Below are 15,318 nucleotides of genomic sequence, written 5' to 3' on the forward strand. Positions count from 1 at the left end.
ACCTTGTCAGCAGAAATCAGGACAAGGTGGGGCTTGGTGTTTTTGGGTGCCGCCAGTACCGTCAACTGCTCTGGAGGCGGCCCTCCGGAGCGCGGCTACCAGTGCTACTTCCGCAGAATGATCGGCTTGTGGTCAAAGAAGTTGACCGTGACCTCCATGCCGCTGCGGGCGGACACGTCTCCCTTGGTGAGCGGCAGGTTCACAATGGCCACGCCGTTGAGCGTGCCCTTGGGCGGAATCCGCTCCTCGCGCATGAAGACGTGTGTGCCGCCGGTCTCCAGTTCAGGGAACATCTTGGCGTAGCGCTGTACATCCACGGCGGGCAGGAATTCGTCGCTCGATTCTCCCCACGCTCCATGCAGTGCCACTACCACGTTCTTGATGACAAGCGGGCGCTCGGTGGTGTTTGTCAGCGTCAATGGCACGCTGACAAACGAGGAATGCTGCTTGGTAACTTCAACAGCGGAAACGTCGCCAATGCTGCCTTGTGCGACCGGTTTGGCGCGCCAGAAAAACGCCACCACGGTCAGTACCACGGCCACCAGCACAAGCGAGCCGATGACCGGGATGGTGCCCGGCATGGTGTACTTTGCGCTGTCGATTTCTTCGCTGAGGGGGACGTGACCGGCATCGGGCTCGGGGGTGATTTTGGGCGTTGCCATGGCTGCCTCCCGTGGGCGCGCGAGGCTGGGGTGCGGGTGCCCGCGGCCCATCTTAGCCGTGAAGTGTACTGCGGAAGCGGTAAAAGGGGGAGTAAATTCGGCAGACTATTTGGACAATAAGCGAAATGGCCAGCGGAATGGAGTTCACTGAGGAGCTGGAAACTGTTGCTCCTGGTGGAAGTTCCCAGCTCATTCTCCGAGTGCCCACAGCGCCGGGTCAGTCCTTTAGGCCGTTTTGAGTGCTGTTGCGGGCAAAACAAGCCTTCCACGCAGTTTTCAAAGCTCGCCCTGTGGCTCGCGCCGCGAGTGCCAGGCCGTTCGAGGTCTGTTCGTTCGCCACATCCAACGCCGCCCCTGTGTGTTGCGCGCCTGAAAATGCACCGTCCACAACCGCGTCGCTGCCTCGGATGGTTCCGCGAACGGAACTGTTGCCGCGAACGGTGATGACCGTGTCGTTGGAGGTTGCATCTAGGCGAACCAGCACCTCAGGGAGAAAGTCGCTATCCATGCGGTCAGACAATACCCATTTGGACGAGGCGATCCACTGCGCACCATTGGCGGGAGCGTTGAGTTCGCCCAGGTTCACAACCGGGCCACTGCGCGCCAACTCCGCATTCCCCGCGCATAAGTCTGCGCCGCAACCGCTCTGGCACATGGCCTGATTGAGATAGAGCGCGTGCTTGCCTGCCGAACTCCACACCTGCGGACCGTGGTGTTGCGCGGAGAGGCGTGTGGAGCGCGCGCCACTGCTGATGTCGCAGACAGTCTTCTCGTGCGCGCCGGCATACCAATACAATGCCGTCCACTCGCCCGCCTCGTTGGAGAGCAGCACGGCCACGTGTTCCGCATCCAGCGGGTGGGAGTTGCGACCGCAGTCGCGATCCCAGAGCGTGTAGTAGTGGACTTCAATGCGTCCGTTCGCTACGGGAAAAACCTGTCCGTAGATTGTGCCGTCGGGGGAAATCGCCTCCGGCTCCGGCTGTGCCGCCCGGAACCTTGATGGCCTTACTGCGCAGTCTGTCGCGCTGACCATGAACGTGGGCCGGAACTTTTCGAGCAGTGTCTGCTCGAACTCGTCGGAGAGACCATCGTGATCGCTATCGGTCTGTGAGCCTGTTGTCTGTGCCAATGCGCAACAGGCACAGCCCAGTAGAAACGCTACGCTCAGCAGGGAAGTTCTACGCCAATCGGCGTGTGGCATTTGCTCTCCATGTCAGGCGGATGGCCACATCTCCCGTTTGGGAAGACGTTGGCTACATCATACCGAAGGCTGTTTTCTGCAATGGACCCTGCCCGTCCCCACGCAGCAAAACTTCGCATCATTGCAGAGCCGGGCAGGTTCTCTACTTCTTTTTCGGTGCCCAGGTGGAGAGGAACTTGCTCACTTCCTGAGTGCTGTAGCCACGGCCCTGCTCCAGCGGGCTGGTTGGCTGCGAGTGCAGGAACTTGCCGTCGGAGTCGAGCACGAACAGGTGCGGGTAGCCGGGGACCTTCGGATACTGTCCGAGGAACGCGGCATTTTCATTGTCCTTGCTGAAGTTGACGCGCACGACCACAAAGTTCTCGTCGCGATACTGGCGCAGCGTGGCATTGGTCTCAAAGAACTGGTCCAGATACTTGCACCAGACGCACCACTCGCCGCCCACGTCGAGCAGAATGCGGCGATGCGTGCGGGTGGCCTCGGCGACGGCGGCCTTTAAGTCCTTGGCCGGATCGCGCTTGGAGTCGAATTTTGGTGCGGATTTGCTGGATGCGACAGAAGGCGTTGTGGTCTCCGTCGGCTTGGGACCTTGCGCGAAAACGGTCGCGCTCAGGCCCAGCACGGCAAGGCACAGGAAGAAATTGCGCAAATTCAAATGACGAACTCCTGAATGGGTTGGCGAGATTATATCTGGAGTGGACACTCGTGCCGCGCGGAATTGCCGCCGCTTCCGATTACGTTGGTATCAATTTGCCGCCGGGGAGGGCAACGGCACGTTACTCCAGCGGGTAGCCCAACTTCTTCCAGGCGTGGAAGCCGCCGGCCAGCGGGCGCACGTTCTTCTTGCCGAGCTTGCGGAGTTCAAGCGCCGCACGGGCGCTGGAGGCTTCGTTTGGTCAAGTGCAGTAGAGGATGACCTCGGCGTCGTCGGGGATTTCGGCGTGCCGCTCGGTCAGTTCGTGCGGCTCCATGCGCAGCGCGCCGGGGATGGTGCGCGGATCGGGCAGGGAATCAAGCGCGTGGCGAAGATCGACAACAATCAATTCATGCCCCTCGTCCATGCGCTGCTTCAATTCTTCGGGGGAAATGCGGTCGGCCACCAGCGAGCGCAGGAAGGCCCGCCGGTCATGCCACTTGTAAGCCACATACGAGACCGCCGCCGCAGCCATCAGAATCAGCAGCCACTCGCCAAAGCGGCTGGCGTAGTCAAGCACCAGCTCCAACTGGTTGCTGAACGCCCATCCGAGCGCAAGGAAGCTGCCGGACCAGATTGCCGCCGCCGCCGTCGAATAGGAGAGAAAGGTGCCCCGCTCCAGGCCGAAGATACCCGCCACTGGCGGAGCCACGGTGTTCAGCCCGGGAATGAACTTGGCGAACAGCAGCACACGCGGCCCAAGGTTGGTGTAGCGGTCCTCGGTCTGGCGAACGCAGGAGTCAGGCTCCAGCGAGATGCGGCAGAGCCATTCGAGCACCTGCGCGCCGCGTCTGCGGCCCAGCTCGTACCATGCGTTGTCCGCCAGCGTGGCGGCCACCACGCATAGCAGCAACGCTCCCCAGAGGCTCAACCGGCCCTGCCCGGCCAGCGCACCCGCCGCCAGCAGAATAGGTGTGGCGGGCATAGGCGCCCCAAGCTGCACGGCCAGAACCCAGCCAAACAGCAGCACGTAGCCGTGCCTCGCCAGAAATTGTAGGGTCTCGTGCAATCGGGGCTCCCGGAGAGAGTGGTGCAATCTTTAAAGTGTCACTTTACTAGATGCGCTGCCGCCGGGCGCAGATGCGCATGCGGGCGAAAATAGTTGTTCCTGCAAAATAACGTTTCTTCAGTGATTCACTGATCGGGGAATGGACGAGGCCGATGCCATCCGTGGAGCAACGGCCTCGCCGGAGTTTGAGAGTGTTCGAGGTGGCTAATTGGAGTTTGCCGCCGCCTTTGCCTTGTACCGCCATAGGGAGGCCTGATCGCGCGCGGCTTGTGCGTCCTTGGCGTCGGGCATCAGTTCCAGGTAGTTCTGCATGTGGTCGGCTGCATCCGAGTAGTAGGCAAGCTCACCGGCCAGCACGGCGGCGTTGTACCAGCCCACGGCCCAGGTCGGGTCGGCTTCCAGCCCCAACTCGTACTGGTTGAGCGCCTCGTAAGGCTTCTGGCGTTTCATGGCGTCTTCAGCCATCAGGCGATGAACATTGACGTCCTCAGAGAGCGGTGGCTTGGCGGCCAAGCCGCGCCATGCTTCTGCCTTCTGGTGAAACTCCGCGTCTGTGGTGACCGGCTGAGGTGCTACGCGAAGGCGGTTCAGCGCCGCAGGGAGCCATGTATACGACTGCTCGCACTCCGGTGTCTTACGGTCCGCAGCCAGCTCCTTGCAATTAAGGGATCCATCCTTTCTAGACAACTCGTAGCCAACATCCAAATAGCAGTCCTTATGTTCCTCCTCCACCTTGATCTGAAAAGGTCGGCCTTCGGGAGAATTGTGGGTCCAAACAAAGCAATCTCCGCTTGGATTGCATTTTGAGATATAAGGCCCGGCATCCTGTAGATGGGCACGCAGGTGGACTGTTTTGCCTTTCGAGTTTTTGGCAATTCCGACAAATTCGCCCGAAGTGAGTTGAAAACTGCCAGGAGTGACCGCGTAGTAATAGAAACCGCTCCAGCCGCTCCAGCACCGGGCCACGGCATACTTGCTGGCCGTCACAAGGGCTCGCTGCACCTGCCAGTGGCTGGCCTCAAAGGAGGTGCCGGACGACGGCGCTTGTCCAAACAGGAAAGGCGATGAAAGCGAGGTGAGAAGAAGTGCAAAGGCGAAAACGGGTGCCTTCAAGATGTGCTTCACGGGGAATATCCTCCGACCTGCGTTCTGAACTTCGGAAGACTGCAAACGGAACCAACGTATCGTAGCGCACGATGAAATGTAGGTGCTAGGTAATTGCTGCCTGCAAGTGCGGTAGGCGTTGCGCTGGTGCGCAGAGAGACGATTCCTTGTCACCTCGCTGCCAACTCCGTGTGTAAAGCATAAAGAAAGCCCCGCCGTTTTCAGCGGGGCTTGAATACTACTTGAATCGCTTTCACGCTTGCGCGCCGGGTACGCGCCAACTGACGGCGCTCCGGCTCGCGGCGCGTGCTTAGTACATGCCGCCCATGCCACCGCCGCCCGGCATAGGAGCTTCCTTCTTCTCCTCCGGAATTTCAGCGATGAGCGCTTCGGTGGTCAGCATCAGCGCGGAGATCGAACCCGCGTTCTGCAGAGCCGTGCGGGTCACCTTGGTCGGGTCGATAACGCCAGCCTTGACCAGGTCGGTGAACTCGCCGTTCTGCGCGTTGTAGCCGAAGCCCTTGTCCTTGTGCTCGCGGATCTTGCCGATCACAACCGCACCCTCTTCGCCGGCGTTGCCGACGATCTGGCGCAGCGGCTCTTCCAGAGCGCGCTTCACAATGTTGGCGCCGATCTGCTCGTCGCCTTCCAGCTTCAGGGCCTCAACGGCCGCGATGCAGCGGATGAGGGCAACACCGCCGCCCGGGACGATGCCTTCCTCGACCGCGGCGCGGGTGGCGTGCATGGCGTCTTCCACACGAGCCTTCTTTTCCTTCATCTCGGTCTCGGTGGCAGCGCCGACCTTGATCACCGCAACGCCGCCGACGAGCTTCGCCAGGCGTTCCTGGAGCTTCTCGCGGTCGTAGTCGCTGGTGGTCTTTTCGATCTGGGCGCGAATTTCCTTCACGCGGCCCTGGATCTCGCTGGCCTTGCCTGCACCCTCGACGATGGTCGTGTTGTCCTTGTCGACGGTGATCTTCTTGGCCTGGCCCAGGTCGTTCATGGTGATGCTTTCCAGCTTCAGGCCGAGGTCCTCGGTGAGGGCGCGGCCGCCGGTCAGGATAGCGATATCCTGCAGCATGGCCTTGCGGCGATCGCCGAAGCCCGGAGCCTTGACGGCGCAGATGTTCAGCGTGCCGCGCAGCTTGTTCAGCACCAGGGTGGCCAGCGCTTCGCCGTCCACATCCTCAGCAATGATCAGCATCGGGCGGCCGCTCTTGGCAACCTGCTCGAGCAGGGGAACCAGGTCCTTCATGGAGCTGATCTTCTTCTCGTGGATGAGGATCAGCGCGTTGTCCATGACGGCTTCCATGCGCTCGGCGTCGGTCACAAAGTACGGCGACAGGTAGCCGCGGTCGAACTGCATGCCCTCGACAACCTCAAGCAGCGTCTCCATGGTCTTGGCTTCTTCCACGGTGATGACGCCGTCCTTGCCGACCTTCTTCATCGCTTCGGCGATGATGTGGCCGATGGTCTCGTCGTTGTTGGCCGAGATGGTGCCCACCTGGGCAATCAGCTCTTCGCGGTCCACCGGCTTGCTCAGCTTGTCGAGCGCGCCCGCGGTGCGGTTGCCTTCCTTGTCCACGCTGCCGTTGACGGCGGCAATGGCCTTCTCAATGCCGCGCTTCAGGGCCATCGGGTTGGCACCGGCAGCCACGGTCTTCACGCCTTCGCGGAAGATGGCCTGGGCCAGAACGGTGGCAGTGGTGGTGCCGTCGCCGGCCACGTCGCTGGTCTTGCTGGCGACTTCCTTCACCATCTGCGCGCCCATGTTCTCGAGCGGGTCCTTCAGCTCAATTTCCTTGGCGACGGTGACGCCGTCCTTGGTGATGAGCGGGGAACCGAACTTCTTTTCGATGACGACATTGCGGCCCTTGGGGCCGAGCGTTACCTTCACAGCATCGGCGAGCACGTTGACACCGCGCAGGACGGCCTGGCGGGACTCCTCACCGTGAACAATCTGCTTTGCCATTTCAAAGCTCCTTCAGAATTTTGTCCGCGCAAAGCGCGGGAAACTCGATCGGGCGCAAGCCCGGAAACTCAGCGGCGCAATTAGGCGAGAATGCCGAGGACTTCTTCCTCGCGCATGATGATGAACTCTTCGCCGTCCAGTTTGATTTCGGTGCCGGCATACTTGCCGAAGAGGATGCGGTCGCCCGCCTTCACATCGAGGGGGAACACCTTGCCTTCGTCATTGCTCTTGCCGCGGCCTGCGGCGATCACTTCGCCTTCCTGCGGCTTGTCCTTGGCGCTGTCGGGGATGAGGATGCCGCCACGGGTGGTCTCAGCCGCTTCCACGCGGCGAACCAGAATACGATCGTGCAGCGGAGTAAACTTAGCTGCCATTGGTAAAGCTCCTTTCAATCGATGCAGATTGAGGTTTTCTTGCCGGACGGCCACCGGGCCGTGCACGGCGGGAAATTCTTAGAAGAGTGCGGAACCGAGCTGCTAGCACTCTTTTAACGCGAGTGCTAATTTACGCTTCTGTCGAGCCCGATGTCAAGCCTGACATGAGTTAAACTCACTCAACTTTTCGCACACTTCGAGCACTCGAACAACCGGCTCCATTCTTCGCCCATACTCCAGTTGTAGGCGCCGGAAAGTCCTTCTACTGCATTGTTATATGAGGTATTACATCGTTCAGCGACGGTTTCTGCGGGCGGCAAAGTGCCATGAGCCTGCCCCCAGCCACTTTCGTGTTTTTCTGGAGACGCCACGCGACCCGCTGCGTACAATGGGGTTCACATCCTAGGGAGGCGTGGCATGCGTGGGATCCGGATTGCGTTGCTGCTGGTAATGGCCTTGGCGCTGGTGAGCGTCTGCGCGGCGGACAAGAAGAAGGAAAAGGAACCGGTGACTCTCCGCATGGCGACCGTTACGGTCGTGGTGGTGAAGGACACCAACGGCAAACCGGTGAAGAATGCCAGCGTGATTCTGCGTCCGCTGGACCCGAGCTTCAAGCTGGGGGCGGCGCAATTGAAGACCAGCACCGAGGGCAAGGTTGTGATGGAGCTGGTTCCGTTCGGCGGTCTGCGCGTGCAGGTCATTGCTCCGGGCATGCAGACCTTTGGCGACGACTTCAAGGTGACCGAGGAGCAGCAGCAGATCACCATCCGGCTGAAGCCTCCCGCCGAGCAATATTCCATCTACAAGTAGAGTTCGGAAGCTCCGTATGAGCCGGGCAGTGCCGGAGCACGGACGCTACGGGCGAGGCTTTGCGGCGACTGCCGCTCCACGCGGCTATCATATCCGTTGTCCTGAACCGGCGTGAAGGTGATGGCTGCGGCCGTAAATAGCAGGCCGACGAACAGTATCCCAATCATCAGCAGCAGACGAAAGATCACCGTAACGTGCATGTGGCTTTGACGCGCCAGCCGCCGCTGTGCGCGGGAGTTAGCCTTCGCGCAGAGCGTCGCTCCAGGTATTGTGGCGGCGCATGTAGCTCTCCAGCGCACGCAGCGGGTCGGGCGAAGCCAACGGCTTCTGCGACGAGCGAATCTGCATCACGTCCACCAGCGTTGCGCCGCGCTGGAAGCGGGCGTTGTGCGCGGCTTCGGTGATGACGCGAAAGGTGGCGATGGGGTCGCTGGCGTCCACGGTCAGCGCAGGCACGCCGAACTCGGCGTGATAGGTGCGGAAGTCATAGCGGGCCTTGCCGCGCTCGAAGCGGTTGGCCACCAGGTACAGGACGGGCAGCTTGTGGTCGCCGGCAAATTGCATGGCAGGGCGCAGGTCTTCGTCCGGGCCTAGCTCGCCGCAGCAGACCAGAGCCAGCCGCTCGCGGTCGCCGAATAATGACGAGACAGCCAGCGCGGTTGCCAGCTCAAAGCGCGACTGCGCGGCGTGCGCGCGGGCCGGAACCTTGGCCACGTCGAGAATGTTGCCGCGCACCTGGCGTGCGCCCTGAGCAGTCGAGCAGGCCACTACGGCGTCGCTCTCACGGATGGCGAGCGTGGCCGCGATTTCTGCGACCTCCGTGCCGGTTCGCTCACCGTCGAGTGCGGCAAGGCGGCAGAGGGCGCGGTACATGGCGCGCTGGTCGTCGCCGGGAACCAGGGAAAAGATCTCTTGCGTGTCGGTTGCGGCTTCGGCCGCTGAATTCTGATGGGAGGACATCCGTACTTTCGGCATGATTTGGAGTTGATGCCTGCTCATTGTAACGTAGAGCGCAGGGCACTGCACGGAACGGCGCGTCTTACAATTTGCGTGCCAAGTGTGTGAGAAGGTTTTCAACATGAATGTGGAAATCACCGGTGAAAAGGGGCTGCGCATTCACAGATTCGCAACAATGGCGCGCGTTTCTCCGGTTTGCACACAACGTGGTGCGATAGTAGTCGAAATGATGGAACAGAGAGAGAAATGAAGCTTCGTATCGACAAATTGCTGGTGGAGCGCGGCCTGCTTCCCACGCGTGAACGCGCGCAGGCCATGATTCTTGCCGGGCGCGTGCTGGTGAACGAGCAGAAGGTGACCAAAGCGGGAACCGCCGTGGATGAGGCCTGCGCCATCCGCCTGCTGGGCAACGATTTGAAGTATGTGAGCCGCGGCGGACTCAAACTGGAGCACGCGCTCAAGCACTGGAACATCGATCTGAACGGCGCTGTCTGCATGGACGTGGGCACCTCCACTGGCGGTTTTACCGACTGCATGCTGCAGGCGGGCGCGGCCAGCGTGCTTGCCATTGACACGGGCTATGGGCAGATTGACGCGCGGCTGCGCACCGAGCCCCGGCTGCGATTGCTGGAGAAAACGAACGCCCGTTACCTTGAGCCGCAACAGGTGCCGGAAGCGGTCGAATTCATTGCCATGGATGTTTCGTTCATTTCGGCCACGCTGGTTCTGCCTGCGGTGGTGCGGGCGGCGTTCGAGGGCAAGCAGGCTCCACGGCACGAATTGGTGCTGCTGGTGAAGCCGCAGTTTGAAGTGGGCCGTGAAAACGTGGGGAAGGGCGGCATTGTGCGCGACGAACGCGCGCAGCAGGGCGCAGTGGAGAAGCTTCGCGTGGCCGTTACGGAGTTGGGCGGAGAGATGATCGAGGTGATCGATTCGCCCATTCTTGGTACCGAAGGCAACCGGGAGTTCCTGCTGCACGCCAGCTTCGGGACGCGGTATGCTGGAGAGTGACCTTCTGCGGCGACGCGTACTTGTGAGCGCCGTGGGCCGTCCTCGTGGCGGCCATGAAAGACCGAGGAAGCTTTGAAGCGAGCCGTCATCATCACAAAACCTGGGAAGCCGGAACTGGAGTCGATTGTTCCGGCGCTGTTGAGTTGGTTTGCCGAACACGGTTACACGGTGGCCATCGACGAGAAATCGGCGGCCTACGGCAAGTGCGACACGGTGATGCCCCGCAAGGATCTGCCGCAGTTCAAGCCGGACTTTGCGCTGGTGCTGGGCGGCGACGGCACGCTGCTCTCGGCGGCGCGTGCGATCTCACAGGCCGGTGTGCCCATCCTGGCCGTGAACCTTGGCTCGCTCGGCTTCCTGACCGAGGTGAAGCTGCCGGACATGTATGAGACGCTGGCGGCGGTCGACGCGGGCACCTGCCCGGTCGAGGAGCGCGCGGTCATCGAGTGCCACCTGATGCGCGGCGAGCAGCAGGTGGGCCACTACTTCGCGCTGAATGACGTGGTGCTCAAGTCGCAACAGGCGCGCCTCATCCACTTTGCGCTGCGGGTCAACACCACGCTTGCGGTCGACTACAAGGCCGACGGTCTCATCATCTCCACGCCCACCGGCTCCACCGCGTATTCACTGGCGGCGGGCGGCCCCATCCTGACTCCGCAGGTGAATGCCTGGGTCATCACGCCGGTGTGCCCGCATGCGTTGACCTACCGGCCCGTGGTGGTGCAGGACGAAGCTTGCGTGAAGTTGGAACTGCTGGCCGACGGCGCCAACGGCGTGCTGAGCATCGACGGGCAGGTGAGCGAAACCATGCTGCCCGGCGACCGCGTGGAATGCCAGCGCGCAGCGCACAACGTCAAGCTGCTGCGCCAGCACAAGCCGTTCTTTGACGTGCTACGCGCCAAGCTGAAGTGGGGATAGGTTTCTTCGAAAGAGAGTAGAGGCCGCTTAAAGCTGGCTGCTGTCTTCGGCGTCGCGCTTGTAGACGATGACGGAGTTGAACTGGTCGAGCAGCCAGATGCGGGCCTTGCTCTCGCAGGCGCGGGAGCAGAACATATCGGGCGTCAGTGCCTTGCTGGCGCGCAGCGCGTAACTCGCGTTACACCACACACAGTGCTGCTCGGACCGCGAACTGAGACTTCTGTACGGCATTCTGTTACCACCATAGGCGAGCGCGCGGAGGATTGCAAACCCCGAGCGCACCGCCGGCTGTGACGCGTTCATCCGGTGTTCATGCGCGGGCTTCAAGCGCTGGTTGTATGCTCATGCGCGAGGGGCTGAGAACAAAGACCTTCGCTTGATGAGGTACCCACTTCTGCCAGAGGCGGGCAGAAGTGGGACACGGCCGCACGGCCGAAGTCGAATCCACTTTGAGCAGAAGACGGCCGAAGGCGCATGCGTAGCGTTCGAGAGTAACGATCCTCGCAAAATGAAAAAACCCACCTTCGCCGATCGGGCGAAAGTGGGTTTCAGAGTTCTACAACAGAACTGTTGGCTAGAGCTCGTTACGCAACAGGTCGTCAATGGTCTCGCGGCGGCGGATGAGGCGCGTGCGCTTGCCGTCGACAAGGACTTCGGCAGCACGGGGCCGCGTGTTGTAGTTCGAGGAGAGCGACATGCCGTAGGCTCCGGCGTCGAGTACGGCCAGCAGGTCGCCAGGGGCGACGCACGCCAGTTCGCGGTCGCGTCCGAGGAAGTCGCCGGTCTCGCAGATGGGGCCGACGATGTCCATGGTACCGGCGATGGCTCCGGCGGGCAGCGTCTTCGCGGCCTTGCGCGGAGTGACAGCCACAATGTCATGCCGCGCGCCGTAGAGCGCGGGACGGATGAGGTCGTTCATGGCGCCGTCGACGATGAGGAACTGTTTTTCGCCGTTCTGCTTGGCGTAGAGCGCGCGCGTGATGAGTGCGCCGGCCGGGGCGACGATGGAGCGGCCCGGCTCCAGCAGCAGATGCAGGTCGGTGCCTGCGAGTGGCGTACGCACGGCCTCGGCGTAGGTGCGCAGCGCGCGCTGGAACTCGGCCAGCGTGCTGCCGTGGTAGTCGATACCGAAGCCGCCGCCAATGTCGATGAAGCGAATGTTCAGCCCGTCGGAGAGCAGCTCATGAACCAGCTTGACAAGGCGGTGAATGGTCTCGCCGAAGGGCGCAACGTCGGTGATCTGCGAGCCGATATGCGCGCTGACACCGGCAGGCTCAAGGTATTCGTAGGAGGCGGCGAGCGCATACAGCTCGCGGGCCTTGGCAATGGGCACGCCGAACTTGTGCTCGCGCAGGCCGGTGGAGATGTACGGGTGCGTTTCGGCCTTCACGTCCGGATTGACGCGGAAGGAGACGCGCGCGGTCTTGCGCAGCGCGGAGGCGCGCGACGCGAGCAGTTCCAGCTCGGCTTCGCTCTCCAGGTTGAAGAGCAGGATGTTGCTGCGCAGCGCCAGGTCGAGTTCGGCGGCCGTTTTGCCCACGCCGCTGAAGACGATGCGGTGCGCGGCGGCGCGGCTGGCCCGCAGCACGCGCTCAATTTCGCCACCGCTCACCACGTCAAAGCCCGAGCCTTCCTTCGCCAGCAGCTTCAGCAGCGAGAGGTTCGAGTTGGCCTTTACCGAGTAGCAGACGGTGTGCGGCTGGTGCGCAAAGCACTTCCCGTAGGCGGCACAGCGTGCGCGCAGCGCGGTGGCCGAATAAACATAGAGCGGCGTTCCGAACTTCTCCGCCAGCTGTGCGAGAGGCACTTGCTCACAGCAAAGCTCTCGGCCGGTTTCGGTGGGGGCATAAACGAAGGCAGGCGGACGTCCCGCCGGGTGCTTGCGCTGGGTCACTTCTTCTTCGGGTCCTTTACCTTCAGGGCGACGACGGTCTGGTCGTCGAAGGCGTCAATGTCGCCGACGAACTCGGCAACGGCGTTGAAGATGGCGCTGACGGCCTGCACGGCGCTGGCGCGGGAATGGTGCTCGATGACCTTGTGCAGGCGCGCAAAGCCGAACTGTTCGCCCTTCCGGTTGGTGGCGTCGGTAATGCCATCGCTGAAGAAGATGAACAGGTCGTCGGGCTTGGCGGGGAGCGTGATTTCGTCGTAGGTGGCGGTGGGGAAGAGGCCGCAGGGAAGGCCCGTGGCTTCGATAATCTCCACCTTGCCGTTGCGACACACCACCGGGCGCGGCAGGCCGGAGTTGGCCACGCGCATGGTCAGGCTCTCGGAATCCCAAAGGGCATAGATCATCGAAACGAACTGGCCGGGGATGGGCCGCTCGGCAAGCGAGTCATTCAGCCCTGCGAGCATCTGGGCAGGGTGCGGTTCCTCCAGCACCAGCGAGCGCATGATGCCGCTGACGAGCGCGGCATAGATGGCCGCCGGTGCACCCTTGCCGCTGACGTCGCCGATGGCGAGCGCGGTCATGGGGCTGCCGCCGTAAGGAATGTAGTCGTAGAGGTCTCCGCCGATGGTGCGTGCCGGGGTGAAGCGCGCGGCAATCTCCGCATGGGCGAAGAGTGGCCGCTTGGGCGGCAGCAGGCGGAGCTGCAACTCGCGGCCGAGCGCAAAGTCCTGCTCCAGCCGGTGCTCCTGATGCGCCAGCTTCTGGTAGAGCGTGGCGTTCTCAATGGCGATGGCGATCTGCGCGGCCAGCGTGGTCAGCAGGCGAACGTGCTCGTCGTTGTAATAGCTGCGGCGCGTGTGCTCCAAATCGAGCACGCCGATGACCTTGTTCTTGTAGACCAGCGGCACGCAGAGTTCGCTGTGCGTCTCCGGGTTGAGCGGAATGTAGCGTGGGTCTTTGCTGACGTCGGGCACCAGCACGGCCTGGTTGCTGCTGGCGGCGTAACCCACAAGGCCGCGGTCGAGCGGAATGTCATGCTTGAGCTGGATGTTCTCGCGGAAGCGCAGCGAAAAGCGGTGCTGAAGTTTCTGGCCGCTCTCGTCGAGCAGAAGGATGGAGAACATCTGGTAGTCGACGATGCGCGCCAGCGAGTCTCCGATGCGGCGCAGCAGCTCGTCGAGGTCGAGAATACTCGTGAGGTCGCGGCTGATTTCATTGAGCAGCGCCAGAGTGCGTGCCTGCCGCTTGATGCGCGTGTAGAGCCGCGCCTTCTCGATGGCGCTGGCAATGCGCGAGGCAAGCAGCGTCAACATGCGCTGGTGGTCTTCGTTGAAGTAGCCGGGGGTGGGCGATTCGAGATCGAGCACGCCGATGGTGTGGCCCTTGACGATAAGCGGCACGGCCAGCTCGCTGCGCGCGCCCACGCCACTGGAGATGAACTCCGGGTGCTCGCTCACGTCGCTGACCAGCAGAGCCTCGCCTCGTGCGGCGGCCACGCCGGTAATGCCTTCTCCGACCTTGACGCGGATGCGCGAGGCAACGTCCGGCGGATGGCCCTTCTGGAAGCGGATGCGCAGGGTTTGTGTGCGCTCATTCAGCAGCAGGATGGCGAAAATGTCATAGCGAATGACGCTCTGCACAATTTCGGCCACGCGGGAGAGCAGCGTATCCAGGTCGAGCGTGGCGTTGAGCACGTCGGTCACTTCCAGAAGGAAGGACTCAAGCGGCTCCCACGCACCGGCGTCGTGTTGTGCGGTCAGTTTGGTTTCCATCGGCTGCGGTGTGAGCGTTCGGGGGGACGACAGCGGAGCACCACCGCTCCGCCGCGAACGCTGCGCGTCTTCGATTCTAGCATTCTAGAGGCTGGTTGATTTGCCAGCTGCGTTGCCGCGCACTATGATTCCTAAGCGCTGCGCGCCAAGGCGGGCGGCTGGAAAGGGGACCTCATCATGGCCGTGGAAATCACCTACCTCGGACACTCCACCTTCACCTTCAAGACGCCGGAGGGGAAGCTGTTCCTCATCGACCCTTGGGTGAAGAACAACCCCGCTTGTCCGCCGGAGAAGAAGAACCTTCCCAAGGTGGACGTGATTCTGTGCACGCACGGCCATTATGACCACATCGGCGACGCGCGCGAGATTATCACCCGCGATCAGCCCAAGGTTGTCGGCATTTTTGAGCTTGTGAGCTGGCTGGCGAAGAAGGGCGCGCACAATATTGCGCCCATGAACAAGGGCGGTACCGTCGAGGTCGAGGGCGTGCGCATCACCATGACGCATGCCGTGCACTCCTGCGGCATCCAAGAAGATGACGGCTCCATCATCTATGGTGGCGAGGCCTGCGGCTTCGTGCTGGAGTTCAGCGATGGCCTGCGCGTTTACCACGCGGGAGACACTGCGGCCTTCAGCGACATGCAGATTATCAGCGATCTTTACGAGCCTGACGTGGCCATGCTGCCCGTGGGCGACCACTTCACCATGGGACCGCGCGAGGCCGCATACGCCATTGACATGCTGCAACCCAGGCTCGTCATCCCCATGCACTACGGCACATTCCCGCTGCTTACCGGCAACCCGGAGGAGCTGGACGCTGCAAGTGAGGAGCTGGACTTTGAAATGGCACTGATGCATCCGGGCGAGACCCGCACGCTCGACGCCGAGGAGCTTGAGGTCGTCGAGGAATAAGCAAGAGGAATAGACAGAAGGCATCAATATT

At 62.0% G+C, this 15,318-nt stretch carries 16 protein-coding genes; 4 read left to right on the forward strand and 12 right to left on the reverse strand.

Annotation, left to right across the window (positions count from 1 at the left end):
- Nucleotides 1-104: 104 nt before the first annotated feature.
- The 7 genes from AC6IZO_RS04190 to AC6IZO_RS04220 all read right to left on the reverse strand — a co-directional run bounded on the left by AC6IZO_RS04190 (nt 105) and on the right by AC6IZO_RS04220 (nt 7,016).
- A complete protein-coding gene (locus AC6IZO_RS04190) occupies nt 105-662 on the reverse strand; it encodes a hypothetical protein (RefSeq protein WP_497808300.1) in 558 nt (185 codons plus the stop codon).
- Nucleotides 663-879: 217 nt separating this feature from the next.
- Nucleotides 880-1,791, reverse strand: coding sequence for a hypothetical protein (locus AC6IZO_RS04195; RefSeq protein WP_497808302.1), 912 nt, complete (start codon nt 1,789-1,791; stop codon nt 880-882).
- Between the two features lie 214 nt (nt 1,792-2,005).
- On the reverse strand, nt 2,006-2,518 hold the full coding sequence (locus AC6IZO_RS04200; protein WP_497808304.1) for a thioredoxin family protein: 513 nt from the start codon (nt 2,516-2,518) through the stop codon (nt 2,006-2,008).
- 241 nt (nt 2,519-2,759) lie between these two features.
- Nucleotides 2,760-3,566: a VTT domain-containing protein gene (locus AC6IZO_RS04205; RefSeq protein ID WP_497808306.1), complete on the reverse strand. Its 807-nt coding sequence runs from the start codon at nt 3,564-3,566 to the stop codon at nt 2,760-2,762.
- 204 nt (nt 3,567-3,770) lie between these two features.
- Entirely contained in the window at nt 3,771-4,691 is a 921-nt protein-coding gene (locus AC6IZO_RS04210; protein WP_497808308.1) for a hypothetical protein, read from the reverse strand.
- A gap of 289 nt (nt 4,692-4,980) precedes the next feature.
- Nucleotides 4,981-6,642, reverse strand: a complete 1,662-nt coding sequence (gene groL, locus AC6IZO_RS04215; protein ID WP_497808310.1) for a chaperonin GroEL — start codon at nt 6,640-6,642, stop codon at nt 4,981-4,983.
- Nucleotides 6,643-6,722: 80 nt separating this feature from the next.
- The gene (locus tag AC6IZO_RS04220) at nt 6,723-7,016 is read right to left on the reverse strand and encodes a co-chaperone GroES (protein WP_497808312.1); all 294 of its coding nucleotides are present in this window, start codon (nt 7,014-7,016) and stop codon (nt 6,723-6,725) included.
- Between the two features lie 417 nt (nt 7,017-7,433).
- On the opposite strand from AC6IZO_RS04220, the gene AC6IZO_RS04225 reads away from it, so the two are divergent.
- Nucleotides 7,434-7,826, forward strand: a complete 393-nt coding sequence (locus AC6IZO_RS04225; RefSeq protein ID WP_497808314.1) for a carboxypeptidase-like regulatory domain-containing protein — start codon at nt 7,434-7,436, stop codon at nt 7,824-7,826.
- On the opposite strand, the gene AC6IZO_RS04230 is transcribed toward AC6IZO_RS04225, so the two are convergent.
- Together AC6IZO_RS04230 and AC6IZO_RS04235 are read right to left on the reverse strand one after the other, a co-directional pair.
- Nucleotides 7,817-8,026, reverse strand: coding sequence for a hypothetical protein (locus tag AC6IZO_RS04230; protein ID WP_497808315.1), 210 nt, complete (start codon nt 8,024-8,026; stop codon nt 7,817-7,819). The two genes, AC6IZO_RS04225 and AC6IZO_RS04230, sit on opposite strands and share 10 nt — an antisense overlap.
- A gap of 37 nt (nt 8,027-8,063) precedes the next feature.
- Nucleotides 8,064-8,942, reverse strand: a complete 879-nt coding sequence (locus tag AC6IZO_RS04235) for a thiamine pyrophosphate-dependent enzyme (RefSeq protein WP_497808317.1) — start codon at nt 8,940-8,942, stop codon at nt 8,064-8,066.
- Between the two features lie 87 nt (nt 8,943-9,029).
- Here AC6IZO_RS04235 and AC6IZO_RS04240 point away from each other — a divergent pair, with 87 nt between their 5' ends.
- Complete coding sequence (locus tag AC6IZO_RS04240) at nt 9,030-9,794, forward strand: TlyA family RNA methyltransferase (RefSeq protein ID WP_497808319.1); 765 nt, start codon at nt 9,030-9,032, stop codon at nt 9,792-9,794.
- 72 nt (nt 9,795-9,866) lie between these two features.
- Nucleotides 9,867-10,712, forward strand: coding sequence for an NAD(+)/NADH kinase (locus tag AC6IZO_RS04245; RefSeq protein ID WP_497808321.1), 846 nt, complete (start codon nt 9,867-9,869; stop codon nt 10,710-10,712).
- 27 nt (nt 10,713-10,739) lie between these two features.
- Here AC6IZO_RS04245 and AC6IZO_RS04250 read toward each other — a convergent pair whose 3' ends face one another.
- The 3 genes from AC6IZO_RS04250 to AC6IZO_RS04260 form a co-directional block, all read right to left on the reverse strand.
- A complete protein-coding gene (locus AC6IZO_RS04250) occupies nt 10,740-10,901 on the reverse strand; it encodes a hypothetical protein (RefSeq protein WP_497808323.1) in 162 nt (53 codons plus the stop codon).
- A 385-nt stretch (nt 10,902-11,286) separates the two neighbouring features.
- Nucleotides 11,287-12,606, reverse strand: a complete 1,320-nt coding sequence (lysA, locus tag AC6IZO_RS04255; protein ID WP_497808325.1) for a diaminopimelate decarboxylase — start codon at nt 12,604-12,606, stop codon at nt 11,287-11,289.
- Nucleotides 12,603-14,375: a GAF domain-containing protein gene (locus AC6IZO_RS04260; protein WP_497808327.1), complete on the reverse strand. Its 1,773-nt coding sequence runs from the start codon at nt 14,373-14,375 to the stop codon at nt 12,603-12,605. Before AC6IZO_RS04260 ends, lysA begins: the two co-directional genes overlap by 4 nt.
- 177 nt (nt 14,376-14,552) lie before the next feature.
- Between AC6IZO_RS04260 and AC6IZO_RS04265 the strand changes: the two genes are divergently transcribed.
- A complete protein-coding gene (locus AC6IZO_RS04265) occupies nt 14,553-15,287 on the forward strand; it encodes a metal-dependent hydrolase (RefSeq protein WP_497808329.1) in 735 nt (244 codons plus the stop codon).
- Nucleotides 15,288-15,318: the final 31 nt, after the last annotated feature.

It is taken from the genome of Oryzophilus luti (assembly GCF_059726245.1).

What these genes read in the sequence shown, in the direction of transcription:
- AC6IZO_RS04190 (WP_497808300.1), bottom strand. Translation starts at nt 662, where the DNA reads ATGGCAACGCCCAAAATCACCCCCGAGCCCGATGCCGGTCACGTCCCC.
- AC6IZO_RS04230 (WP_497808315.1), bottom strand. Translation starts at nt 8,026, where the DNA reads ATGCACGTTACGGTGATCTTTCGTCTGCTGCTGATGATTGGGATACTG.
- AC6IZO_RS04240 (WP_497808319.1), top strand. Translation starts at nt 9,030, where the DNA reads ATGAAGCTTCGTATCGACAAATTGCTGGTGGAGCGCGGCCTGCTTCCC.
- AC6IZO_RS04260 (WP_497808327.1), bottom strand. Translation starts at nt 14,375, where the DNA reads ATGGAAACCAAACTGACCGCACAACACGACGCCGGTGCGTGGGAGCCG.
- groL (WP_497808310.1), bottom strand. Translation starts at nt 6,642, where the DNA reads ATGGCAAAGCAGATTGTTCACGGTGAGGAGTCCCGCCAGGCCGTCCTG.
- AC6IZO_RS04235 (WP_497808317.1), bottom strand. Translation starts at nt 8,942, where the DNA reads ATGCGCAGCCCCTTTTCACCGGTGATTTCCACATTCATGTTGAAAACC.
- AC6IZO_RS04220 (WP_497808312.1), bottom strand. Translation starts at nt 7,016, where the DNA reads ATGGCAGCTAAGTTTACTCCGCTGCACGATCGTATTCTGGTTCGCCGC.
- AC6IZO_RS04225 (WP_497808314.1), top strand. Translation starts at nt 7,434, where the DNA reads ATGCGTGGGATCCGGATTGCGTTGCTGCTGGTAATGGCCTTGGCGCTG.
- AC6IZO_RS04265 (WP_497808329.1), top strand. Translation starts at nt 14,553, where the DNA reads ATGGCCGTGGAAATCACCTACCTCGGACACTCCACCTTCACCTTCAAG.